Source organism: Ensifer sp. 22521 (assembly GCF_052044795.1).
In the GTDB taxonomy this organism is placed as follows: Bacteria; Pseudomonadota; Alphaproteobacteria; order Rhizobiales; family Rhizobiaceae; genus Ensifer.
In genome coordinates this window covers 1-21958 of sequence record NZ_JBQENM010000025.1, presented here as the reverse complement: position 1 = coordinate 21958, position 21958 = coordinate 1, and the positions used below count along the sequence as shown (strand labels likewise).

The window sequence follows — 21958 nt, the reverse complement described above, 5'->3', positions numbered from 1 at the left end:
CAGCGTTCCGTTACAGGTTCTCATTCCTGCCGGCATCCTCGTGCCTTTCTGCGCATCGTTCATCGCATTGGTCGTCTTTGCTCCGGCGAGTTTCGGCCTTTATTTGCTCATGGAGCGGTTTGACCGGCGAAACTTGGCCTATCACTGCGTCGCAGGGGGTGATGTGCGTCGGGTTAACGTTCGCAGCCGTCCTTCTGATCGGGCTCGCGACATCGTGGCTCGGAGAAACACACGCGAGAATAGAGGAAACAGGCCTGTTCGATCCCACGATGGGATTACAGGATCACCTGCTTCTCACGGCCTGTGCGATCGGCGGTGCCGCAGGCGGAGCAGCCTTCTATTTCTCACGCAAGCTGGGATTTCCCGTAACCTCAGCGACCAAGACAAGCGGAGGACGATCCTAATGGTCCGCGTGCTGTCTGTCCGGTCGCTGCGCTTGCCTCCCTCTGTCAGCTTGGCTGATCTCCCCCCGCAACTCTGTCCCAACGGACATGTCCCGCCAAATCGGCGGGGCACTTCGGCGCGGGCGGCGTCAGGCGGGCACGAGCGCGTCGAGCTCGGGCAGAAGCACAACGCTTTCCATCTGCTTCGGATCGGTGCGCGCGATGACGGCCGAACAGGGCTCATTCGAACGGTTCTCCGGCAGGTGCGGCATGCCGGCGGGGATATAGACCATGTCACCGACCCGCGCGACGACGTGCTCCTCCAGCTTCTCGCCAAACCAGGTCCAGGCTTCGCCCGAAAGCACATAGATCGCCGTCTCGTGGCTCTCATGCAGATGCGCCTTGGCGCGCGCGCCGGGCGGGATCGTGACGATATGCATGCAGGGCCCGGTCGCACCTACGGTCTCGGCCGCAATGCCCTCGAAATAGTTGAGCCCCTGCTGGCCGGCCTGCACGCCTTCAGGACGAACCACGCGACAGCCCGGATTGGATGATCGAGACATGACCGTTCTCCAGAATTCCCTGAAAAACCAGCAACAAACGGCCCCGCACACAAATCCGCGATTGCATGTTGCCGGTCCGGATAGCAGTCTGACACAGACCAGCCAGAATGAGTATTCGCCGATGACGTCCAATACCGCATCCGTGGTTTCGGCCCGGGACCTCTGCCTGACTTTCGAAACCGCCGATGGACCGGTGCATGCGCTGACCGGCGTCAATCTGGACGTCGCCAAGGGTGACTTCGTTTCTTTCATCGGCCCGTCCGGCTGCGGCAAGACGACGTTTCTCAGAGTGATCGCCGATCTCGAAAAGGCGAGCTCCGGCAAGATCAGCGTCAACGGCATGACGCCCGAGGAAGCACGCAAACAGCGCGCCTATGGCTACGTGTTCCAGGCGGCAGCGCTTTATCCCTGGCGGACGATCGAGAACAACATCGCCCTGCCGCTGGAGATCATGGGCTATTCGAGGGAAGAGAAGAAGGCGCGCATCGAGCGCACGCTCGACCTCGTCAATCTCACGGGCTTCGGCAAGAAATATCCCTGGCAGCTCTCTGGCGGCATGCAGCAGCGCGCCTCGATCGCCCGTGCACTCGCCTTCGATGCCGATCTTCTCCTGATGGACGAACCCTTCGGCGCGCTCGACGAGATCGTCCGCGATCACCTCAACGAACAGCTGTTGAAGCTCTGGGCCCGCACCAACAAGACGATCTGTTTCGTTACCCACTCGATCCCCGAGGCTGTCTATCTCTCGACCAAGATCGTGGTGATGAGCCCGCGTCCCGGCCGCGTCACCGACGTCATCGAATCGACGCTGCCGCGCGAACGCCCGCTCGGCATTCGCGAGACGCCGGAATTCCTGGAGATTGCCCATCGCGTTCGCGAGGGCCTGCGCGCGGGACACAGCTATGACGAATAGTGCCGTAATCCGCCCGGCCGAACGGACCGACATGGCCGCCTGCGCCGGCATCCTCAACCGCTGGATCGACACCACACCGTGGATGCCGCGCGTGCACGATCATGCCGATGTCGAGCGTTACTACGCCGACATAGTGTTTGCCGAACGCAGGGTGATCGTGGCAGAGCGGAAGAACGACGTCGCCGGCTTCCTTGCGCTTTCCGACGACCGCTATGTCACGGCGCTCTACATCGATGCGCCTCACCGCGGCGCCGGCATCGGCTCGCAGCTCGTGCAGGCCGCCAGGGACTTGTCTCCGGAAGAGCTCAATCTCTGGACCTTCGAACACAATCGTGATGCCCAGCGCTTCTACCAGCACCAGGGCTTCGAAGTCGTGCGGCGCACGGACGGCGACAACGAAGAGAAGCTGCCGGATATCCTCTATCGCTGGCAGGCCAGGGAGATGCAGGCATGAACCTCGCCTATGGCCTCTGGATGCTGCTGGCAACGACGATCTTCCTCGGCGGCGCGACCGCCTCGCGCGCCTATGTTTCGAACAATCACCTCGGCATGCTCTTCCTCGCGCTTGGGCTCTACGTGATCGGCAATATCATCATGGTGAAGCTGATGCGCGAAGGTGGTCTCGGCCTTGCAATCTCGCTTTCGGCGATCGTGCAACTCGTGCTCGTCAACATCATCGCCTTTGCGGTCTTTGGTGAACGGTTGAGCCTCACACAGGCCGCCGGTGTCCTTCTCGGCATCCTCGCCATGGGCCTGATGTTGTTCCCCGCAAGCGGAAAGGCGTGACGATGCAGGAACCAAGCTTTCTCAGGGACAAGTTGCTGCCGGTCGGCACCGTCGTCGTGCTGCTGATCGCGCTCTGGTACGTCGCAGTCGTGTTCCTGAACGCGCCCTTCGAGCGCGACACGGCGGCGCGCGCCGGCACCGAAATCACCTTCTCCGAGATCATGCGCAACACCATGGCGCAGGAGCGACCGGTGCTGCCGGCGCCGCACCAGGTGATCGCCGAGATCTGGGATACGACGTTCAACAAGGCAATCACGTCGAAACGCAGCCTCGTCTACCACGCCTGGATCACGCTCTCGGCAACCCTGCTCGGCTTCGGCATCGGTGCAGCACTCGGCATCCTGCTCGCGGTCGGCATCGTGCACAACCGCGCCATGGATCGTTCGCTGATGCCGTGGGTGATCGCCAGCCAGACGATCCCGATCCTCGCCATCGCGCCGATGATCATCGTCGTCTTGAACGCCATCGGCATCTCCGGCCTGCTGCCGAAGGCGCTGATTTCCACTTACCTTTCCTTCTTCCCCGTCGTCGTCGGCATGGTGAAGGGGCTACGTAGTCCGGAAACGATCCAGCTCGATCTGATGCACACTTATTACGCCTCATCGGCACAGACCTTCTGGAAGCTGCGCTGGCCGTCGTCCATGCCCTATCTCTTCACCTCGCTGAAGGTTGCCGTTGCCATCTCGCTGGTCGGCGCGATCGTTGGCGAGCTGCCGACCGGTGCTGTCGCCGGCCTCGGCGCCCGCCTGCTCGCCGGTTCCTATTACGGCCAGACGGTGCAGATCTGGGCGGCCCTCTTCATGGCGGCAGCACTCGCCGCTGTCCTCGTCATGATCGTCGGCTTTGCCCACACCGCCGTCCTGAAGCGCATGGGAGCCAAGCCATGAACCTGCCAGTCCTTGCAGCAGCGATCATCTTCTGGCTCGCCGCCTGGGCCTTCAACGAGTGGCTGGTGCGCCAAAAATTCCAAAGCGACGTCGCCAACAGCGCCGCACGATTTGCCGTGCCCTTGCTCTTCGGCATCACCATCCTGGTTCTCTGGGAAGGCATCGTTCGCGGCTTCTCCGTGCCGTCCGTGCTGCTGCCGGCACCCTCCATGATCTGGCAGAAGCTGATCAATTCGCTGCCGACGCTTGGCGCCGACTTCCGCCAGACCTTCCTGAAGGCGGTGCTGATTGGCTACGCGCTCGGCTGCGGCCTCGGCTTTGCCGTCGCGATCCTCATCGACCGCTCGCCGTTCCTGCAGAAGGGCCTCTTGCCGCTCGGCAACTTCGTCTCCGCCCTCCCCGTTATCGGCGTCGCGCCGATCATGGTCATGTGGTTCGGCTTCGACTGGCAGTCGAAGGTCGCGGTCGTCGTCATCATGACCTTCTTCCCGATGCTGGTGAACACGGTCGCCGGCCTTGCCGCCGCCAGCCACATGGAGCGCGACCTGATGCGCACCTATGCGGCTTCCTGGTGGCAGACGCTCGTGAAGCTGCGCCTGCCGGCCGCTTGGCCGTTCATCTTCACCGCGCTGAAGATCAACTCGACGCTGGCGCTGATCGGCGCCATCGTCGCCGAGTTCTTCGGGACTCCCATCGTCGGCATGGGGTTCCGGATTTCCACGGAAGTGGGACGCATGAATGTCGACATGGTCTGGGCCGAGATCGCCGTCGCGGCGGTCGCAGGCTCCGCCTTCTACGGGGTAGTCGCGCTCATCGAGCGTGCTGTCACCTTCTGGCATCCTTCCATCCGCGGAGGGCGCGCCTGACGCATACTGCCTGAGCAATTCCAGGAAAAGTGTGAAACGGTTTTCCGTCCGGAATTGCGCAGTTGAAAGAAAATGAAACAAAAACAAGAGGGAACTGACATGAACAAAAGACTTGCATCGCTTCTCGCCGCAGGCGTCTTTTCGCTCGCAGCGTTCCAGGCCGAAGCCGCCGAGAAGGTGACGCTGCAGTTGAAATGGGTGACCCAGGCGCAATTTGCCGGCTACTACGTCGCCAAGGACAAGGGCTATTACGAGGAGGAAGGTCTCGACGTCGACATCAAGCCCGGCGGTCCTGATATCGCACCGGCACAGGTGATCGCCGGCGGCGGCGCCGATGTGATCGTCGACTGGATGCCCTCTGCCCTTGCCACCCGCGAAAAGGGTGTCGCGCTCGTCAACATCGCCCAGCCCTTCAAGAAATCGGGCATGATGCTGACCTGCCTCAAGGAAACCGGCGTCACCAGCCCCGACAAGTTCAAGGGCCAGACCCTCGGCGTCTGGTTCTTCGGCAACGAGTATCCGTTCCTCTCCTGGATGGCGCATCTGAAGATCCCGACGGATGGCGGCCCGAACGGCGTCACGGTCCTGAAACAGGGCTTCAACGTCGACCCGCTGATCCAGAAGCAGGCCGCCTGCATCTCGACCATGACCTATAACGAATACTGGCAGGTGATCGACGCCGGCATCAAGCCGGACGACCTCGTTACCTTCAAATACGAGGACCAGGGCGTGGCGACGCTCGAAGACGGCCTCTACGTGCTTGAAGACAAGCTCAAGGACGCCGCCTTCAAGGAAAAGATGGTCAAGTTCGTGCGCGCCTCGATGAAAGGCTGGAAATTCGCGGAAGAGAACCCGGATGAAGCCGCAGGCATCGTGCTCGAAAACGACTCCACCGGCGCCCAGACGGAAAAACACCAGAAGCGCATGATGGGCGAAGTGGCCAAGCTCACGGCCGGCTCGAACGGCGCGCTGGATGAGGCCGACTACAAGCGCACGGTGCAATCGCTGCTCGCGGGCGGCTCCGATCCCGTGATCTCCAAGGAGCCGGAAGGCGCCTGGACGCACGAGATCACCGATGCCGCACTGAAGTAGACATCGCCAAATCGTCAGAAGAGGGTCGCACGATCGTGCGGCCCTCTTCCGTTTTCTCGGCGGCCGTTCGCATCCGCCAAGTTGCTGCCGGGTACCGGGCGTGGGGGTGGTAACCCTGGAAGCAACGGCGCTACCCTTGCTTGCCATTGTCAAGATCGTGTCAAGATCGCAACCATAACCGCAGAACAGGTCGAATATTGAGGCACCATCGCTTCATGCGCACTTGTAAGCGTCGAAGGCCGAGATTACATAGGCCCCGATGTTTGTTGGAGGCAGGCATGGTGGAGGGCACCCTTTTCCCGATGTTTTGCCTGCGGTAACCGGTCCCAGTTCCGCCCGCGTCTACGGTCTGATACCGTGCACGCGGAGCGCGAAATGAGGAAAGCGCAGTCTCCTGTCCCCGCGCAATCCGCCGGGGCGAGATGTCGGCGTGATAAAATCGCCTGATTGCCCGTGGATCCTGCATCGAGCGGTGATCCGCTCGATGTTGTTTCCATTGCCGGGACTGTGAAGCCGATGGCTCTAAAAGTACTGCCCGTTCTCAGCGTGTGCGCTGCGATGACCTTTGGTTCGCTTTCGTCCGCCTGGGCGGAGGAAGCGACGCAACCGAAGCCGACGCAAAACCTCCCCTCCATCGTTGTCACCACAGCGGTCGACCAGTCGATCAGCGACCGCGTCGTTGCGACCGGCACCATCCAGGCGGTCGAGCAGGTCTATGTCGCCCCCATGGTCGACGGCCTTTCCATCCGGACGCTCAATGTCGATGTCGGCGACAAGGTCGAAGCCGGCAGCGTGCTCGTGGTCCTGAACGACGACGCGCTTCGCCTGCAAAAGAGCGAACTCGAAGCGTCGCTTGCCAAGGCGGAGGCCGGGCTTGCTCAACTGAACGCACAGCTCAGCGAAACCAGGGCGAACGCAGACGAGGCCAAACGCGTCAGCGATCGCGCAGCGGGACTTTCGAAGAACGGCACGGTTTCGACGGCTGAGGCCGACCGGGTGCGGGCGCTCGCGATTGCGACGCAGGCCCGCGTCCTTTCCGCGGAGCAGGCCGCCGCCGTCGCCAATGCCGACATCAAGGTGGCCGAAGCGCAGATCGACGACATCGACCTTCGCCTCGCTCGTACCGAGGTCAAGGCGCCCGTCGCCGGCGTGATCTCCGCCAAGAACGCCAAGGTCGGCGCGATCGCCACCGGCAATAGCGAACCGCTCTTCGCCATGATCCGCGATGGCGCGATCGAGATGAAGGCCGACGTCGCCGAAGCCGACATCATCAAGCTCGCTGTAGGCCAGCCGGCAATCGTGACGCTCGCCGGCGGCAACACCAAGGTCGAGGGCACCATCCGCCTGATCGCCCCGACCGTCGATCCCGTCAGCCGCCTCGGAACCGTATTCATCAGCCTGGCGGATACCGAGAAGGCGCGCGCCGGCATGTATGCTAGCGCGCTGATCACCGCCCAACAGAAGCAGACAGTGGTCCTGCCGCAAACGGCCGTTACCAATGAGAACGGCCGCACGATCGTCCGCAAGGTCGAAAACGGCGTCATCCGCATCCTGCCAGTCAAGACAGGGATTTCCGACGGCAAGTTCATCGAAGTCCTCGAAGGCTTGAAGGCCGGCGAGGAAGTGGTGGCGAGGGCCGGAGCCTATGTCCGCGACGGCGACCGCATCAACCCCGTCAAGTCCGCTGAACCAGCGACCAACTGACAGGAACCGTGACCATGAACTTCTCAGCCTGGTCCATACGCAATCCGATCGCACCGATCCTTGCCTTCGTCGTTCTGATGGTGCTCGGCTATCAGTCCTTCGTATCGCTGCCGATCACCCGTTTCCCCAACATCGATGTGCCGATCGTCTCGATCAACGTGACGCAGAGCGGCGCATCGCCGGCCGAGCTTGAAACGCAGGTCACCAAGGAAATCGAGGACGCGGTCGCGAGCGTCACCGGCGTCGACCATATCCAGTCGACGATCAATGACGGCACGTCGACGACCGCCGTCATCTTCCGCATGGAAGTGCCGACGACCCAGGCGGTGCAGGACGTCAAGGACGCGATCGACCGCATCCGCAGCGATCTCCCCACCTCGATCGAGGAGCCGATCGTCTCCAAGGTCGACGTCGAGGGCCAGGCGATCCAGACCTTCTCCGTCTCCGCCCCCGGCATGTCGCTGGAAGAGCTCTCCTGGTTCGTGGATGACGTCATCAAGCGCGAGATCCAGGGCAAGAAGGGCATCGGCCGTGTCGACCGCTATGGTGGCGCCGACCGCGAGGTTCGCGTCGAGCTCAACGAAGACAAGCTGAATTCGCTCGGTATCACCGCCGCCGACGTCAACGGCCAGCTCCGCCGCATGAACATGGACCTCGGCTCCGGCCGCGGCCAGGTCGGCGGCAGCGAGCAGGCCATCCGCACCCTCGGCGACACCCGCAATGTCGACCAGCTCGCCAACACGATGATCTCGGTGCCGAGCGGCCGCTTCGTTCGCCTTTCCGATCTCGGCACGGTCACCGACACCTATGAGGAGCCACGCTCCTTCTCGCGCTTCAACGGCAATCCCGGTGTGACCTTCGCGGTCTTCCGCGCCAAGGGCGCCAGCGAAGTGAGCGTCGCGGAGACCGTCGCCAAATCGCTCGAAAAGATCCGTGCGGCAAATCCCGATGTCACCATCGAGATGGTCGACGATTCCGTCTACTTCACCTACGGCAACTACGAGGCAGCGCTGCACACGCTGATGGAGGGCGCACTGCTCGCCGTCATCGTCGTCATGCTGTTCCTGCGCAATTGGCGCGCCACGCTGATCTCGGCCGTGGCGCTGCCGCTCTCGGCGATCCCGACCTTCTGGATCATGGACCTGCTCGGCTTCTCGCTGAACCTCGTCAGCTTCCTCGCGATGACGCTCGCAACCGGTATCCTCGTCGACGACGCGATCGTCGAGATCGAGAACATCGAGCGGCACATCCACATGGGCAAATCGCCCTATCGCGCCGCGATCGAGGCGGCGGATGAGATCGGTCTGGCGGTTATCGCGACGACCTTCACGATCATCGCGGTCTTCGTGCCTGTGTCCTTCATGCCGGGCATTCCGGGCCAGTACTTCATCCAGTTCGGTCTGACGGTTGCCGTTGCGGTGTTCTTCTCGCTGCTCGTCGCCCGCCTGATCACGCCGGTCATGGCGGCCTACCTGATGCGTCCCTCGGACGCAGGCAGCGGTCACCACGACGAAGACGGCTTCATGATGCGCAACTACACGCGTCTCGTGCGCGCCACGACACACTACTGGTACACGCGCTACCTGACGCTGCTTGCCGCGATCGCCTTCTCCGTTGGGTCGGTATTCGCGCTGATCCTCTATGTGCCCGGCAGTTTCCTGCCGCCGGAAGACGCCTCGCGCGTCAGCCTGTCGATCGAGCTGCCGCCGGACGCCATGCTCGAGGACACCGACCGCACGACCACGGAGATCTACAACCGGGTCAAGAATATCGAAGGGGTTGATAACATATTCGTCCTTGGCGGCGCTTCGCCGAAGGGCGACCTGGAATTGCGCCGCGCGACCGTGACTGTGCTTCTGAAAAAGCTCGACCATTCGCTCGTAAACAAGATCGTCAACGACGTTATCGGCCGCACGCCACTGATCGGCCCCCACCTACCGAAGATGGCCCCCGCTGGTCGCATCATCCCGCAGTCGCAGATCGAGAAGGAAATCTTCGCCCGCGTCCGTGACATACCGGACGTCCGGGTCATCAAGCTCAACGACCGCGGTGAGCGCGATCTCTCCTTCAACCTGCTCTCCAACAACGAGGCCGATCTCGACCAGGCGGTGGCGACGTTGGAAGGCAAGCTGCGGAGCGACCCGCTGCTGGCCAATGTCAGCCCAGACGGGGCGCTTCCGCGCCCGGAACTGCAGATCCGTCCGCGTGACGAGCAGATGTCGCGCCTCGGCATCACCACGGCGCAGATCTCCGAAGTGATCCGTGTGGCCACCATCGGCGATATCGATGCGGCTTTGACCAAGATCGCGCTCGACGGCCGCCTGATCCCGATCCGCGTTCAGATCAACCGCGATTTCCGCACCGATATCGCCGCCATCCGCAACCTGAAGATCACGACCGCTTCGGGCACGACGGTGCCGCTCTCGAGTGTTGCCGACATCAACTATTCGGAAGGTCCGAGCTCGATCAAGCGCTACGACCGCAACCGCGTCGTGACGCTTGGGGCGGACCTGCCGGTCGGCGTCGCACTGAATACCGCCTCGGACCGCTTCAAGCAGATCGCCGGCCAGGCCGGTTTGCCGAAGTCCGTCGAGTTCCTCGAAAGCGGTGACGCTGAGGTTCAGGCGGAGATGCAGCAGAGCTTCGGCAACGCCATGCTGCTTGGGCTAATGCTGGTGCTGGTGGTGCTGATCCTGCTGTTCAAGGACGTGATCCAGCCGTTCACCATCCTGTTCTCGCTGCCACTCGCGATCGGCGGCGTTGCTGCGGCGCTGATCCTGACGCAGAACGCGCTGTCCATGCCGGTGCTGATCGGCATTCTGATGCTGATGGGCATCGTCACCAAGAACGCGATCCTGCTCGTCGATTTCGGCATTGAGATGATGCACCACGGCATGGACCGCCAGATGGCAATGATCGAGGCCGGCCGCAAACGCGCCCGTCCGATCATCATGACCTCGATCGCCATGTCGGCGGGCATGCTGCCCTCCGCGCTTGGCGTCGGCGAAGGCGGCTCGTTCCGCGCGCCGATGGCGACCGCCGTGATCGGTGGCATCATCGTTTCGACGGTGCTGAGCCTGGTGATCGTGCCGTCGTTCTTCCTGATCATGGACGACCTCTCGCGGCTACTCGCCCGCCTCTTCGGGCGGTTCGTCGGCCAGAAGGACGAAGAGAACCTTCCGCTCGACCGCGAAGCCCTGACGGGTCTGGTGCATGAGCAGAGCAAGACGATCGAAGGCCTGGAAGACCGGCTGAAGACGCTGGAATCGGACCAGAGCAAGGGACGACCCGGCGGCAAGGTCATCAACCATCCGGCGCTCGCCGCCGAATAGGCCAGGTCTGAAGCGGCGCTTCGCCCGGGACTGTCACAATCCAGGAACGAGCCCGCGCCCTGCAAGCGCGGGCTTTTTGTCATTCTTATTTGATCGAGGTCAAACCACCTTCCGCCAAGCTTTATTACCTTGCACTTGGATCTTACTCAGGACGGGTGTGATGAAGACGTTGCGATTGAACTCGAACGATAGGGCGGTGCTGCTCGGTTCTTGCTTCTTCGGGAAGCTGCCGATGGCGGCAACGAACGCAATTCTGGAGGATGTGGTCGTTTCAACCCACGAGGAGCACGACATCCTCTTTGGCCAGGGCGAGCCGCTCGATCACGTCTTTTTCGTTCTTTCCGGCCTGGTGCGTCTCTACCGGCTGGGCAAGGACGGACGCGAGGCGGATATCGCCGTTTTTCCGCGAGGTGAGCTTTTCGGTGAAAGCGCCATGTTCCTCGGCAACCGCGCCACAGCCAACGCCCAGACGATCGAAACGACGATGCTCGCCCGCATCGACAGCCGCAAGCTGCGCAAACTCGCCGAGCAAACGCCTGAAGTCGCCGACGCGTTAATGCAGCTCCTGTGCCGGCACGCGCAAATGGCGGAAGATTGCCTGGCGGAAGACCGGCTGCTGACGGCCCCGCAGCGGGTCGCGAGCTATATTCTCGGGAACTGCCCGGACGGCATCACGAACTTTTCCTTCCGCCTGCCCTTCCAGAAGAATGTGCTGGCCGGCAAGCTTGGCCTGGCGCCGGAAGCACTCTCGCGCGCTTTCTCGGCACTTCGCCGCTCGGGCGTCACGGTCAAGGGCCGCGTGATCGAAATCCACGACCGGCAGGCGCTCGAACGCTTCTGACGCGCCGACCAAGGTTCGGCTGTCAGAAGCCTGGCGGCATCACAGCCCGCCGTGCAGCGTCAGGAAATCGACGATCCGGTTGATGCCGTCGCCGCGTTTCATGTCCGTGAACACGAAGGGCTTTTCCGCCCGCATCCGCGTCGCATCCCGCTGCATGACGTCGAGATCAGCCCCGACATAGGGAGCAAGATCCTTCTTGTTGATGACGAGCAGATCGGACTTGGTGATGCCCGGCCCGCCCTTGCGCGGGATCTCCTCGCCCTGGCAGACGGAAATGACATAGATCGTCAGATCGGCAAGGTCGGGCGAAAAGGTCGCCGCGAGATTGTCGCCGCCGGATTCGATGAAGACGACGTCGAGGTCGGGAATGCGCCGGTTGAGGTCGGCGATTGCCTGCAGGTTGATCGTCGCGTCCTCGCGGATCGCCGTGTGCGGGCAGCCACCGGTTTCCACCCCGACGATGCGGTCGGACGGCAGGGCCTGCATGCGCACCAATGCTTCGGCATCTTCCTTGGTATAGATATCGTTGGTGACGACGGCGACGGAGTACTTATCCCGCATCGCCTTGCAAAGCTTGTCGGTCAGCGCCGTCTTGCCCGAGCCCACCGGCCCGCCGATGCCGATGCGAAGGGGACCGTTCTTCGATGCCATCTGAATGTCCTTTCGAGGGCCTCTTCCTAGGATCGGAAGAGCCGAGAATGCAGGGTTTCGTGTTTCAAAGCCGAAATATCCGCCATGATCGTGGCCGAGCCCAGATCGTCGAGCGAGGCGTTGGCCGCTTTCCCTGCCGTCGCCGCGATGATCGGTTCGAGCGCCGCCATCACGCCGACGCCATCCCGCTGGCCGATGACGCCGCAGCGGATCGCCACCGAAACGGCGTTCGAAACGGCGGCGTTGAGGAAGGCGGCAAGTGCCGGCTCAAGACCGGTCTCATGGGCGCCGGCAACGGCACCGGCGGCCACCGGATAGGCGACAGTCTCCGGGAGCACATCAAGAACCGGGTGCGGCCACGACCGTGCGGCCGCCAGAAACGCCTGGCCCTGCAGCATGGTTTCCGTATGCCGCTCGCGGCTTCCCGCCAGAGCTTCGGCAAGGTCTGCGACCGCGGCCAGCCGGACGCTGTCATTCACGGCACGATAGCTCTCGGCAAAAAGCAGCGCATCGTTCCAGCCGGAGCCGTGGCAGAGGACTGTCTCCAACCAGGAGCGAAGCTCCATCGCGTCCGTGACCAAGCGATTATGAACCGCCTGTTCAAGTCCGCTGGAATAGGAGAAGGCACCGACCGGGAAGGCCGGGGACATCCAGGTGACCAGGCGAAGCAGAGCTTGCGTATCGAGCCGCTCAGCCATGATGGTGATGGCTGTCGCCATGGTTGTGACCGCCGGCGTGGTAGGCGCCGCGCAGCGGCTGGAAGGGTTCCGAAACCTCGCTCACCTGCGCGCCCAAGCCTTCGAGCATCTGGCGGATGACCGGATCGCGGGCAATCAGAATGCGGTTCGGCTCGATCTGCGCAGGCAGATGGCGATTGCCGAGATGCCAGGCGAGTTCGATGAGATGCAGCGGATCACGCGGACGGATATCGAAGAGCATTTCTGGTGCGGCAACGATCCGGATATAGCCGCCGCCTTCGAGCACCAGAAGGTCGCCATCGGCGAGCATCACCGCTTCCTTGAGGTCGAGCATCACCACATCGTCGTTTTCGAGGTGCAGCAACTTGCGGCGAAGATGACGGGCGTCGTGCGCAAGCGTCACGCTGTGAAGCGGAGTCGTGCCGGCTGGGCCCGGCGAAAGCACCTGGGTGGAGCGGTACGGCATCTTCAGAGCACCTCGACCTTTTCCGGCGACACAAGCTCGATGCGCGCCTCGATGAGCAGATCGGCCATGGCTGCCTGGAAGGCTTTCAGATGCGGCTCTTCGAAATGCGCATCGACAGCCGCCTTGTCCTTCCAGGTCTCGACGAACACCAGCGCGTCCGGATCGGCAGGCTTGCGGTAGAGGTCGTAGCTGATGCAGCCGGCCTCGCGGCGCGTGGCCTCGATCAGCGGTGCTGCCAGCGACACGACGTCATCTCCCTTGCCCTTGTGCGCGGTCAGGTAGGCGATAATGTAAACCATTGAACCCTCGATATCTTTTGTGCCCGCCAGTGTATCAAGAATTCGCTTCTGCGCCAGTCGCAGAGCCGGTTTTCAACCATCTGGCATGCAGCTCCCGAACAACAAAAAGCCCGAAGACCGGATCCGATTTTCGGGCTTTTTCAATTCAGAAAAAGAAGCGTTCTGGCCGCATCAGGCAGCAAGCTTCTGAGACTTCAGCGTCTCCAGAATGTTCTGCGGCGAGGAAACGCCGTAGGGGTCGCTGTCGCAATTGTCGGAGTAGCCTTCTTCCTCGAACCACTGCTCCACGACGCCGTTGTTGACGACGGCGGCGTAGCGCCAGGAGCGCATGCCGAAGCCGAGATTGTCCTTGGCAACGAGCATGCCCATCTTGCGGGTGAACTCGCCCGAACCGTCCGGGATCAGCTTGACGTTTTCGAGGCCCTGCGACTTGCCCCAGGCATTCATGACGAAGGCGTCGTTGACCGAGATGCAGTAGATTTCGTCAATGCCTTCGGCGCGGAAGTCGGCCGTCAGCTTTTCGAAATCAGGCAACTGGTAGGTCGAGCAGGTCGGCGTGAACGCGCCCGGCAGCGAGAACAGCACGACGCGCTTGCCGGCGAAGTAATTGTCGGAGGACACGTCCTCCCAGCGGAACGGATTCGGGCCGCCAACGGCCTCGTCGCGAACGCGGGTGCGGAACGTTACAGCGGGTACTTTTCTGCCAAGCATCGTCATCTCCTTTGGATCACGATGAATTTGGACCGGCTCGACCCAAAACCATGAACGTGATCACATCCATCAAGTTAGAGCGGGATGCCGGCGGAAAACCGCAAACACGTTTCCGCATCCCGCTCTCGTTCGGCTCTCGGTCGGCAGGTCTTGGGAGGATTTCTGACAACCGAGAACGATCAGCCGCTTTCCTATCGGATATTGCGCTGCGGCGCAGCACGAAAGGCCTCGATTCACATGCGGGCATGGCAGCCATGCGATGATCGCATGGCTGCGTGACACCTCAATTGTGGATGCGCAAGGATAGTCCGAGGCTCGGCGGAACCGGGTTCCATAGGCCGGTTCTCAAGCCCGCCTCACGCAGCGCCCGCGCTGTCCATGTGTTGCAGCCGAAGAGCGCGTTGAACCTGCCCTCGGCTTCGAAGAAGCGGTCATTGCCATTGTAGGAGAAGCCGTCGACCGGAACGACAGTCCCGGCGTCGCGTATGAAACTCTCGGCAATGAAGCCAAGCAGTCGTTCATATCCGGCCGCGTCCAGTTCGAAGCTGGCAACGGAGGCTTGCGGCTCGACGATCCGGCCGGCGATATCCACATGCATGACCGAGCGGTCGAGCGTCAGCGCCTTGAAGACCGGCATGGCCTTCAGCTCCGACCAGGTCGGCGTTTCCAGATAGAAGGAGCGCCCGCCCCAGCCGAAGATCAGCCATTGTGCCTGCGGATGATTGAGCGACACGCCGGCCGCTTCGATGAAGCCGAACCGCGCCCTCGTTTCCTCCGTCAAGGGCACGGCGATATCCGTGTGGATGGGGCCCAAGAGCACCAGGATGCGCGTCGTCCCTGCTCCCGCCGCAGCGGCGGAAACCGGCAAGAGCGGCCGCGGCAGCAGCGTTCCGAGAACGACCACCAGGACCGCAGCCAGCAGGCCGAAGAAGGCCCATTTCAGGCCGCGCTTCATCCTCCGTCTCTGCTTGCTCAAAACAGGAAATAGCGCTGCGCCATCGGCACGATCGTCGCCGGCTCGCAGGTCAGCAACTCGCCGTCGGCGCGTACCTCGTAGGTCTCCGGATCAACCTCGATATGCGGCGTCAGGCTGTTGTGGATCATCGACGCCTTGCCGATACCGCCGCGGGTGTTCCTGACGGCCACCAGCTGCTTGGCGACGCCGAGCCTGGCGGCAAGACCCGCATCGAGCGATGCCTGCGACACGAAGGTGACCGATGAACTCGTGCGGTTCTTGCCGTAGGCGGCAAACATCGGCCGGTAATGTACCGGCTGCGGCGTCGGGATGGACGCGTTCGGATCACCCATCGGCGCCATGGCGATCGAGCCGCCGAGCAACACGAAGTCCGGCTTCACGCCGAAGAAGGCCGGGTTCCAGATGACGAGATCGGCGCGCTTGCCGACCTCCAGCGAACCGATCTCGTGGCTGAGCCCGTGGGCAATCGCCGGGTTGATCGTGTATTTGGCGATATAGCGCTTCACCCGGAAATTGTCGTTGTCGCCGGTTTCCTGCGGCAAGGGCCCACGCTGGCGCTTCATCTTGTCGGCGGTCTGCCAGGTGCGGATCGCCACCTCGCCGACGCGGCCCATGGCCTGGCTGTCGGAGGAGATGATCGAGAAGGCGCCGATGTCGTGCAGGATGTCTTCGGCGGCGATCGTTTCCTTGCGGATGCGGCTTTCGGCAAAGGCGATATCTTCGGGGATCGACGGCGACAGGTGATGGCAGACCATCAGCATGTCCAGGTGTTCGGCGAGCGTATTCTTGGTGTAGGGCCGCGTCGGATTGGTCGAGGACGGAATGACGTTCGGCTGGCCGCAGATCTTGATGATGTCAGGCGCGTGGCCGCCCCCGGCGCCTTCGGTGTGGAAGGCATGGATCGTGCGGCCCTTGATCGCCGCGATCGTGTCCTCGACGAAACCGCTCTCGTTCAATGTGTCGGTGTGGATCATCACCTGCACGTCGTATTCGTCGGCCACGCCCAGGCAGCAATCGATCGCCGCCGGCGTCGAGCCCCAATCCTCGTGCAGCTTCAGCGAGGTGGCACCGGCCAGCACCATCTCGACCAGCGCGCCCGGGCGCGACGCATTGCCCTTGCCGGCAAAAGCGATGTTCATCGGGAACCCGTCGGCCGCCTCGATCATGCGGGCGAGATGCCACGGGCCGGAGGTGCAGGTGGTGGCAAGCGTGCCATGTCCCGGCCCGGCGCCGCCGCCGAGCATGCAGGTGAGCCCGCTGACCAGCGCTTCCTCGATCTGCTGCGGGCATATGAAGTGGATGTGGCTGTCCATGCCGCCGGCGGTGACGATCTTGCCTTCGCCCGCAATCACTTCCGTTCCTGGGCCGACGACGATGGTGACACCCGGCTGCGTATCCGGATTGCCGGCCTTACCGATCCCCGCAATCCGCCCGTCCTTGAGGCCGATATCCGCCTTTACGATGCCCCAGTGGTCGACGATCAGCGCATTGGTGATGACCGTATCGACGGCGCCCTCGGCGCGCGTTGTCTGGCTCTGCCCCATGCCGTCGCGAATGACCTTGCCACCCCCGAACTTCACCTCCTCGCCATAGGTGGTGAAGTCCTTCTCCACCTCGATGAAGAGCTCGGTATCCGCAAGCCGCACCTTGTCACCGACCGTCGGGCCGAACATGTTGGCATAGGCCGCGCGCGACATCTTGTAGGGCATGGTTCAGGCTCCTTGGGACGAAGAAGAAAGTGGGTGGAGGCGGCGAAGGCGACCGCTCGCCGCCAGCGCGTCGACATAGCGGCGCTCGGCGGCAAAGGGATGCCATTGCCACCCGACATGGCCGAAGCCGGCAACAACGACGTCGTCACCGGCCATCGCGATATTGGACAGGATATCGGCAATGACGATCAGGCCGCTGGATGGGACGACGTAGGGATCGGGTGAGAAGCCGCCGAGATCGTGATCCAGCTGGTCATGCACTGCCACCGGAACGACGCGAAAACCGCGGTTGGTCGAGCGGCTGAAACTTTCGAAACCGATGGTGTAGTCGTCACAGAAATCGTCGAGATCCGGATTTGTTTCGGCAAGCCCGGCCCGCATCGCGGCGAACTTCGCGCCGGATCGGACGCACCAGATTTCGCGGGCCTGGCGCACCGCCGCACTCGTCTTCCAGCGGCCACCGCCGAGCATGGAGAGACCGGGGCGACCGGTGTTGCAGACGGCGACGATATTGGTCTTGCGGCCTCCGGGGCCGACGGAACGGCAATCGTTGAAACGCACGACGATATCGGCGGCATCGATCACCGCGCCAGCTCCGTCAGGCACTTCGCCATTGCCCACGATCATGATGATGCGGCCGCCGCTCAAGGTCTAGTTTCCGTCAGGCTCGACAATGGCCTGGAGTTCCTTGGTCCGGGCCCTGGTCAATTCGGTGAGGCAACCGGAGACGAGCATCGGCTCCATCGAGCCACCGCGGGCTTCGAAGCCCGAAAGCTCGCATTGGCCGTCACGGTAACCGATCCAGGCGCGCTGCGCCTTTTTCAGGGCCTCTTCCGCGCCAACGTAGTTCGCATCGATCTCGGCGAGTTCCTTGTCCTGCTGCTTTGTCGCTGCCAGTGCCAGCTTGTAGACCTTGTTCAGTTCCGTGTCGGCCGCCTCGTAGTCCTTGTTGGCGCAGATGTTCATGTCCATCTGCGTCACCGCATTCTGGCAGTCGACCTTGTCCTCCTGCGCCAGAGCCGGCGCAAACGGCAGAACGAGAGCGATGGCAAGTACAGCGAGGCGCTTCATAGCTTGCCCATCACCTGCTGGCGGAAGCCATAGACTTCGCGCTTGCCGGAAAGAGGGATCAGCGTCACCTGGCGCGTCTGCCCCGGTTCGAACCGCACCGCGGTGCCAGCCGGAATGTCGAGCCGTCGGCCGTACGCGGCCTTCCGGTCAAACTGCAGCCCGGCATTGGTTTCGGCGAAATGGTAGTGGCTGCCGACCTGGATCGGGCGGTCACCGGTATTGGCAACCTCGATGGTTGTCGTGTCGAGGCCGGCATTGAGCTCGATCTCTCCGGCAGCCACGATGATTTCTCCTGGGATCATGGTTCTCTCCTCAAGCCGCCTTCGAACCGGCGCAGCCCTGCGGCTTCAGCACCCGCTCGGTTGAGGCCGGATATTTTTCAAGCAGGGCTGCCGGACGCACCGGGCGGCTGGTGAATTCGCCGCCGCAATTCGGACAGGTGCCATCGAGCTTTCCATCGACACAATCGACGCAGAAGGTGCATTCGAAAGTACAGATCATCGCCTCGCGGCTATCCGGCGGTAGATCCTTGTCGCAGCACTCGCAATTGGGGCGCAAAGCCAGCATGCTTGCCTCCTGAGATCAGGGTTGGAGGGATACGGCCGGAAAGGACCGCGTTTCCTTTGTTTAGCGGATCGGTTCGTGAACCGTGACGAGCTTGGTACCGTCGGGGAATGTCGCTTCGACCTGGATGTCGTGGATCATCTCGGGGATGCCCTCCATCACCTGATCGCGCGTCAGCACCTGGGCGCCCGCCTCCATCAGCTCGGCGACCGAGCGCCCGTCGCGAGCACCTTCCACGACGAAATCGGTGATCAGCGCGATCGCCTCGGGATGGTTGAGTTTCACGCCGCGCTCCAGGCGCCGGCGCGCGACCATGGCCGCCATGGAAATCAGCAATTTGTCCTTTTCGCGCGGAGTAAGATTCATGCGTCGCCACCGGTTGTTCGTGAAGCAATTCCCAGGAAATCTGCGAAGCGGTTTTCCGCCAGGAATTACAAAGTTTCAACGTGTTAGATCATTTCACTGTTTCAATAAAAATATGAAATGACCTAGAGAACCCAGACTTTCGGCACTGTCTTCTGCTTGCGCAAGTGCGAAATAACCGGGATGAGGATTTTTCTGAGCGCGAACCCATCCGACGCCACGAAGCGGGCAACCAGCTTGTCGCGTCCATCGACCTGAAAATGGCTGATGCCGACGCCAGCCTCGCCGTCAATGAGCGATCGAAGACGCGGCAACAAGGGCTCGCAATCGGGGCCGACATAGAGGAGCGTGGCAAAGGCGGCCGCGCCGTCGAGCACCGCCCGGCGCTGGCCGAGGCTGGCGACCTCTCCGGCAAGCGCCAGATTATCCGCATGCAGCAGCTTGCCTTCGGCGCGGATGCGCCAGCGGTCGCGGAAGAGCCCGGTTTGCACCACCTCGCCCATCGCCTTGCGACCAAGCAGAACCGCCTCCACCGCCAGGAACGTTGCATCCGTGGCAAGCTCCACCTCCAGCGAACGCGACAGGGAGGCACGGTCGAAAAGGATCGTCTCCTGCGGCAGCCAGTCGACCCGCGCGCCGGCGGCAACCTCGATACGCGTGGCCACCTCGACTGTATCGGCGCTCGCCTTATAGATCTTCTCGCAGGCCTGCGTCGTCACCGCCACATCGGTTCCGGCCCTTGCCGCAACCTCCCAGACCATGCGGTCGCCGCCGGTGAGGCCGCCGGAGGAATTGATGAGCACCGCTTCCATGGAGGCGTCGAAGGTCTTCGGCAGCCGGATCTTGGCGCAGCCTTCCTGATAGAGCTCGGCAATGCGGCTTTGGCCGAGCGCCGTCTTGGCGACCACCCGGCCCTTACCCCAGGCCCGTTGCGGGGCGATGCTTGCTGCCTTGTTCATGTTTCGACCGCCGAGCGGTGTCCTTTAATTCCTGGCGCTGCACCCATTGGGTCGGTCGCCTTGCCTTCGCGCTATCGTCCGCATCGCGGCACGACAAGTCAAGTTATTGTTTTGCAAAGAAAATCGCCAGGATGCTGCATTTCCATGCAGGCGCTGCGCAGAAAACAGGCAGCCGCTTACGCCACGCGATCCGGTGGCTCGCGGCCCTCGAAGAAAGCGGTGACGTTGACGACCACCTTCATACCCATGGCAACCCGCGTTTCCTCCGTGGCACTGCCGAGATGCGGGAGCAGCACAACATTTTCGAGCCTGCGCAGACGCTCCGGCACATTCGGCTCCGCCTCGAAGACATCAAGGCCGGCACCGCGAATGACGCCGCTTTCGAGAGCGGCAACCAGGGCCGCTTCATCGATGACATCGCCGCGCGCCGTATTGATGAGGTAAGCACCCGGTTTCATCAGCGCCAAGCGTTCCGCATTGATCAGATGCCGGTTTTCGCCACCACCGGGGCAATGCAACGACACGAAGTCCGAAGCTCTCAGCACATCCTCGACCGTGTCCAATTGCCGGGCGCCGTAGCGGCTCGCTTCCGCCGGGTCGATGCGCGAACGGTTGTAGAAGACGACATCCATGTCGAAGCCGAAATGACAGCGTTTGGCCATCGCCTTGCCGATGCGGCCAAAGCCGATGATGCCAAGCGTCTTGCCGGTGACCTTGCTGCCGATCATGTGGGTCGGGCGCCATCCGGTCCATTCGCCGGCCCGAACCTGGCGCTCCCCCTCGCCCGCCCGGCGCGCGACTGCAAGCAGCAGCGTCATGGCAATGTCGGCGGTGCAGTCGGTCAGAACACCCGGTGTGTTGGTCACGACGATATTGGCGGCCTTGGCGGCCGCGACGTCGATGTGGTTGTAGCCGACGCCATAATTTCCAAGGATCTTCGCCCGGAGGCCGCCGCCGGCGAAGAGTTCGGCCGGAAGCCGATCGGAAACGGTTGGGAGAACGGCATCAAAGGTACGCAGCGCATCGGCCAGCCCTTCGGCCGTCATCGGCACGTCGCCTTCGTTCAAGGTGACGTCGAACCGCTCTGCAAGCACCTGTTCCACCGCCGCCGGCCAGCGACGGGTGACGAGAATGCGGGGTTTCGAGCTCATGCCTGCCTCCGGAACAGAATCGTCGGGAGATAGTGCACGAAACGGCGCGACACGACAGCCATCTCGACAAGCGAAACACCTATCACGAAAAGCGAGAAGGAGGCGCCGTTGCAGGCGCCTCTTCCCGTGACTTCAGACACATCAGGCCTTGGCAAACGCGAGCAGGTCGGCGTTAAGCTGGTCCTTGTGCGTATCGGTAATGCCGTGCGGCGCGCCGGCATAGACCTTCAGTTCCGCATGTGGGACGAGCTTCTTCGAAGCCCGCGCGGCCGCATCGATCGGCACGATCTGGTCGTCGTCGCCATGGATGATCAAGGTCGGCACGTCAAACTTCTTCAGGTCCTCGGTAAAGTCGGTCTGCGAGAAGGCGACGATCGAGTCGTAGGTGTTCTTGTGGCCGCCCGTCATGCCCTGCAGCCAGAAACTGTCGATCATGCCTTGAGAGGCGACCGCGCCCGGGCGGTTGAAGCCGAAGAACGGACCCGAGGCGATATCGCGGTAGAGCTTCGAGCGATCCTTGAGGCTTGCCGCCTGCAGCCCGTCGAACACCTCCTTCGGCAGGCCGCCGGGGTTCTTGTCGGTCTTGACCATCAGCGGCGGCACCGCCGAGATCAACCCGGCCTTGGCGACGCGGCTGGTGCCGTGGCGGCCGATGTAACGGCTGATCTCGCCGCCGCCGGTGGAAAAGCCCGCAAGGAAGATGCCCTTCAGATCGAGCGCATTGATCAGATCGGCAAGGTCGTCGGCATAGTGATCCATGTCGTTGCCGTCCCAGGGCTGCGACGAGCGCCCATGGCCGCGGCGGTCATGGGTGATGACGCGGAAGCCATTGGCGGCGAGGTGGAAGGCCTGCGCTTCCCAGCTGTCCGACGACAGCGGCCAGCCGTGGCTGAGCACGACGACCGGGCCATCCTTTGGACCCCAGTCCTTGTAATAGATCTCGACGCCATCGCGGGTGGTGATGCGGCTGCCC

The 21958-nt window shown here is 62.7% G+C and carries 25 protein-coding genes; 9 read left to right on the top strand and 16 right to left on the bottom strand.

Annotated elements, in window-relative coordinates; translation table 11 throughout:
* Positions 1-532: 532 nt before the first annotated feature.
* Positions 533-946, bottom strand: a complete 414-nt coding sequence (locus tag ACTJKE_RS28580) for a cupin domain-containing protein (RefSeq protein ID WP_440693200.1) — start codon at positions 944-946, stop codon at positions 533-535.
* A 121-nt stretch (positions 947-1067) separates the two neighbouring features.
* Here ACTJKE_RS28580 and ACTJKE_RS28575 point away from each other — a divergent pair, with 121 nt between their 5' ends.
* The 9 genes from ACTJKE_RS28575 to ACTJKE_RS28535 all read left to right on the top strand — a co-directional run bounded on the left by ACTJKE_RS28575 (position 1068) and on the right by ACTJKE_RS28535 (position 11367).
* Entirely contained in the window at positions 1068-1859 is a 792-nt protein-coding gene (locus ACTJKE_RS28575) for an ABC transporter ATP-binding protein (protein WP_057249048.1), read from the top strand.
* Positions 1849-2313 carry an N-acetyltransferase family protein gene (locus tag ACTJKE_RS28570; protein ID WP_440693198.1) on the top strand — a complete coding sequence of 155 codons (465 nt, stop codon included), beginning with the start codon at positions 1849-1851 and terminating at the stop codon, positions 2311-2313. The genes ACTJKE_RS28575 and ACTJKE_RS28570 overlap by 11 nt, the downstream gene beginning before the upstream one ends.
* Positions 2310-2645: a hypothetical protein gene (locus tag ACTJKE_RS28565; protein WP_440693196.1), complete on the top strand. Its 336-nt coding sequence runs from the start codon at positions 2310-2312 to the stop codon at positions 2643-2645. The genes ACTJKE_RS28570 and ACTJKE_RS28565 overlap by 4 nt, the downstream gene beginning before the upstream one ends.
* A 2-nt stretch (positions 2646-2647) precedes the next feature.
* Positions 2648-3532, top strand: coding sequence for an ABC transporter permease (locus ACTJKE_RS28560; RefSeq protein ID WP_057249045.1), 885 nt, complete (start codon positions 2648-2650; stop codon positions 3530-3532).
* Positions 3529-4398, top strand: coding sequence for an ABC transporter permease (locus tag ACTJKE_RS28555; RefSeq protein WP_057249044.1), 870 nt, complete (start codon positions 3529-3531; stop codon positions 4396-4398). Before ACTJKE_RS28560 ends, ACTJKE_RS28555 begins: the two co-directional genes overlap by 4 nt.
* 99 nt (positions 4399-4497) lie before the next feature.
* Positions 4498-5490, top strand: coding sequence for an ABC transporter substrate-binding protein (locus ACTJKE_RS28550; protein ID WP_057249043.1), 993 nt, complete (start codon positions 4498-4500; stop codon positions 5488-5490).
* A gap of 516 nt (positions 5491-6006) precedes the next feature.
* Positions 6007-7194, top strand: coding sequence for an efflux RND transporter periplasmic adaptor subunit (locus ACTJKE_RS28545; protein ID WP_440693194.1), 1188 nt, complete (start codon positions 6007-6009; stop codon positions 7192-7194).
* Positions 7195-7208: 14 nt separating this feature from the next.
* Positions 7209-10526 (top strand): efflux RND transporter permease subunit, encoded by a 3318-nt coding sequence (locus tag ACTJKE_RS28540; RefSeq protein WP_440693192.1) that lies wholly within the window; start codon positions 7209-7211, stop codon positions 10524-10526.
* Positions 10527-10686: 160 nt separating this feature from the next.
* Entirely contained in the window at positions 10687-11367 is a 681-nt protein-coding gene (locus ACTJKE_RS28535; protein ID WP_058320764.1) for a Crp/Fnr family transcriptional regulator, read from the top strand.
* Positions 11368-11406: 39 nt separating this feature from the next.
* Here ACTJKE_RS28535 and ureG read toward each other — a convergent pair whose 3' ends face one another.
* From ureG to ACTJKE_RS28460, 15 genes are all read right to left on the bottom strand, one after another.
* Positions 11407-12018: an urease accessory protein UreG gene (gene ureG, locus ACTJKE_RS28530; protein WP_440693190.1), complete on the bottom strand. Its 612-nt coding sequence runs from the start codon at positions 12016-12018 to the stop codon at positions 11407-11409.
* Between the two features lie 26 nt (positions 12019-12044).
* Positions 12045-12716, bottom strand: a complete 672-nt coding sequence (locus tag ACTJKE_RS28525; RefSeq protein ID WP_440693256.1) for an urease accessory protein UreF — start codon at positions 12714-12716, stop codon at positions 12045-12047.
* The gene (ureE, locus tag ACTJKE_RS28520; protein WP_112994636.1) at positions 12709-13182 is read right to left on the bottom strand and encodes an urease accessory protein UreE; all 474 of its coding nucleotides are present in this window, start codon (positions 13180-13182) and stop codon (positions 12709-12711) included. Before ureE ends, ACTJKE_RS28525 begins: the two co-directional genes overlap by 8 nt.
* A gap of 2 nt (positions 13183-13184) precedes the next feature.
* A complete protein-coding gene (locus ACTJKE_RS28515) occupies positions 13185-13481 on the bottom strand; it encodes a putative quinol monooxygenase (RefSeq protein ID WP_082615759.1) in 297 nt (98 codons plus the stop codon).
* 171 nt (positions 13482-13652) lie between these two features.
* Complete coding sequence (locus tag ACTJKE_RS28510; protein WP_057249037.1) at positions 13653-14192, bottom strand: peroxiredoxin; 540 nt, start codon at positions 14190-14192, stop codon at positions 13653-13655.
* A gap of 283 nt (positions 14193-14475) precedes the next feature.
* Positions 14476-15147, bottom strand: a complete 672-nt coding sequence (locus ACTJKE_RS28505; RefSeq protein WP_440693188.1) for a TIGR02117 family protein — start codon at positions 15145-15147, stop codon at positions 14476-14478.
* Positions 15148-15164: 17 nt separating this feature from the next.
* Positions 15165-16877, bottom strand: coding sequence for an urease subunit alpha (ureC, locus tag ACTJKE_RS28500; RefSeq protein ID WP_057249035.1), 1713 nt, complete (start codon positions 16875-16877; stop codon positions 15165-15167).
* A 3-nt stretch (positions 16878-16880) separates the two neighbouring features.
* A complete protein-coding gene (locus ACTJKE_RS28495) occupies positions 16881-17525 on the bottom strand; it encodes a Urease operon accessory protein (protein ID WP_440693186.1) in 645 nt (214 codons plus the stop codon).
* 3 nt (positions 17526-17528) lie between these two features.
* Positions 17529-17948, bottom strand: coding sequence for a lysozyme inhibitor LprI family protein (locus ACTJKE_RS28490; protein ID WP_058320760.1), 420 nt, complete (start codon positions 17946-17948; stop codon positions 17529-17531).
* Positions 17945-18250 (bottom strand): urease subunit beta, encoded by a 306-nt coding sequence (locus tag ACTJKE_RS28485; protein ID WP_440693184.1) that lies wholly within the window; start codon positions 18248-18250, stop codon positions 17945-17947. The genes ACTJKE_RS28490 and ACTJKE_RS28485 overlap by 4 nt, the downstream gene beginning before the upstream one ends.
* A gap of 10 nt (positions 18251-18260) precedes the next feature.
* Positions 18261-18515 carry a DUF1272 domain-containing protein gene (locus ACTJKE_RS28480; protein WP_058326462.1) on the bottom strand — a complete coding sequence of 85 codons (255 nt, stop codon included), beginning with the start codon at positions 18513-18515 and terminating at the stop codon, positions 18261-18263.
* 60 nt (positions 18516-18575) lie between these two features.
* Entirely contained in the window at positions 18576-18878 is a 303-nt protein-coding gene (locus tag ACTJKE_RS28475; RefSeq protein ID WP_057249031.1) for an urease subunit gamma, read from the bottom strand.
* Between the two features lie 122 nt (positions 18879-19000).
* The gene (locus ACTJKE_RS28470) at positions 19001-19834 is read right to left on the bottom strand and encodes an urease accessory protein UreD (RefSeq protein WP_440693182.1); all 834 of its coding nucleotides are present in this window, start codon (positions 19832-19834) and stop codon (positions 19001-19003) included.
* A 176-nt stretch (positions 19835-20010) separates the two neighbouring features.
* Complete coding sequence (locus tag ACTJKE_RS28465) at positions 20011-20985, bottom strand: 2-hydroxyacid dehydrogenase (RefSeq protein WP_440693180.1); 975 nt, start codon at positions 20983-20985, stop codon at positions 20011-20013.
* A 141-nt stretch (positions 20986-21126) separates the two neighbouring features.
* On the bottom strand, positions 21127-21958 hold an 832-nt coding region (locus ACTJKE_RS28460; protein WP_440693178.1), incomplete at its 5' end, for an alpha/beta fold hydrolase.

Bases quoted from the DNA above. Each gene is read 5' to 3' on its own strand.
- ACTJKE_RS28580 (WP_440693200.1), bottom strand. From the start codon at position 946: ATGTCTCGATCATCCAATCCGGGCTGTCGCGTGGTTCGTCCTGAAGGC.
- ACTJKE_RS28575 (WP_057249048.1), top strand. From the start codon at position 1,068: ATGACGTCCAATACCGCATCCGTGGTTTCGGCCCGGGACCTCTGCCTG.
- ACTJKE_RS28570 (WP_440693198.1), top strand. From the start codon at position 1,849: ATGACGAATAGTGCCGTAATCCGCCCGGCCGAACGGACCGACATGGCC.
- ACTJKE_RS28565 (WP_440693196.1), top strand. From the start codon at position 2,310: ATGAACCTCGCCTATGGCCTCTGGATGCTGCTGGCAACGACGATCTTC.
- ACTJKE_RS28560 (WP_057249045.1), top strand. From the start codon at position 2,648: ATGCAGGAACCAAGCTTTCTCAGGGACAAGTTGCTGCCGGTCGGCACC.
- ACTJKE_RS28555 (WP_057249044.1), top strand. From the start codon at position 3,529: ATGAACCTGCCAGTCCTTGCAGCAGCGATCATCTTCTGGCTCGCCGCC.
- ACTJKE_RS28550 (WP_057249043.1), top strand. From the start codon at position 4,498: ATGAACAAAAGACTTGCATCGCTTCTCGCCGCAGGCGTCTTTTCGCTC.
- ACTJKE_RS28545 (WP_440693194.1), top strand. From the start codon at position 6,007: ATGGCTCTAAAAGTACTGCCCGTTCTCAGCGTGTGCGCTGCGATGACC.
- ACTJKE_RS28540 (WP_440693192.1), top strand. From the start codon at position 7,209: ATGAACTTCTCAGCCTGGTCCATACGCAATCCGATCGCACCGATCCTT.
- ACTJKE_RS28535 (WP_058320764.1), top strand. From the start codon at position 10,687: ATGAAGACGTTGCGATTGAACTCGAACGATAGGGCGGTGCTGCTCGGT.
- ureG (WP_440693190.1), bottom strand. From the start codon at position 12,018: ATGGCATCGAAGAACGGTCCCCTTCGCATCGGCATCGGCGGGCCGGTG.
- ACTJKE_RS28525 (WP_440693256.1), bottom strand. From the start codon at position 12,716: ATGGCTGAGCGGCTCGATACGCAAGCTCTGCTTCGCCTGGTCACCTGG.
- ureE (WP_112994636.1), bottom strand. From the start codon at position 13,182: ATGCCGTACCGCTCCACCCAGGTGCTTTCGCCGGGCCCAGCCGGCACG.
- ACTJKE_RS28515 (WP_082615759.1), bottom strand. From the start codon at position 13,481: ATGGTTTACATTATCGCCTACCTGACCGCGCACAAGGGCAAGGGAGAT.
- ACTJKE_RS28510 (WP_057249037.1), bottom strand. From the start codon at position 14,192: ATGCTTGGCAGAAAAGTACCCGCTGTAACGTTCCGCACCCGCGTTCGC.
- ACTJKE_RS28505 (WP_440693188.1), bottom strand. From the start codon at position 15,147: ATGAAGCGCGGCCTGAAATGGGCCTTCTTCGGCCTGCTGGCTGCGGTC.
- ureC (WP_057249035.1), bottom strand. From the start codon at position 16,877: ATGCCCTACAAGATGTCGCGCGCGGCCTATGCCAACATGTTCGGCCCG.
- ACTJKE_RS28490 (WP_058320760.1), bottom strand. From the start codon at position 17,948: ATGAAGCGCCTCGCTGTACTTGCCATCGCTCTCGTTCTGCCGTTTGCG.
- ACTJKE_RS28485 (WP_440693184.1), bottom strand. From the start codon at position 18,250: ATGATCCCAGGAGAAATCATCGTGGCTGCCGGAGAGATCGAGCTCAAT.
- ACTJKE_RS28480 (WP_058326462.1), bottom strand. From the start codon at position 18,515: ATGCTGGCTTTGCGCCCCAATTGCGAGTGCTGCGACAAGGATCTACCG.
- ACTJKE_RS28475 (WP_057249031.1), bottom strand. From the start codon at position 18,878: ATGAATCTTACTCCGCGCGAAAAGGACAAATTGCTGATTTCCATGGCG.
- ACTJKE_RS28470 (WP_440693182.1), bottom strand. From the start codon at position 19,834: ATGAACAAGGCAGCAAGCATCGCCCCGCAACGGGCCTGGGGTAAGGGC.
- ACTJKE_RS28465 (WP_440693180.1), bottom strand. From the start codon at position 20,985: ATGAGCTCGAAACCCCGCATTCTCGTCACCCGTCGCTGGCCGGCGGCG.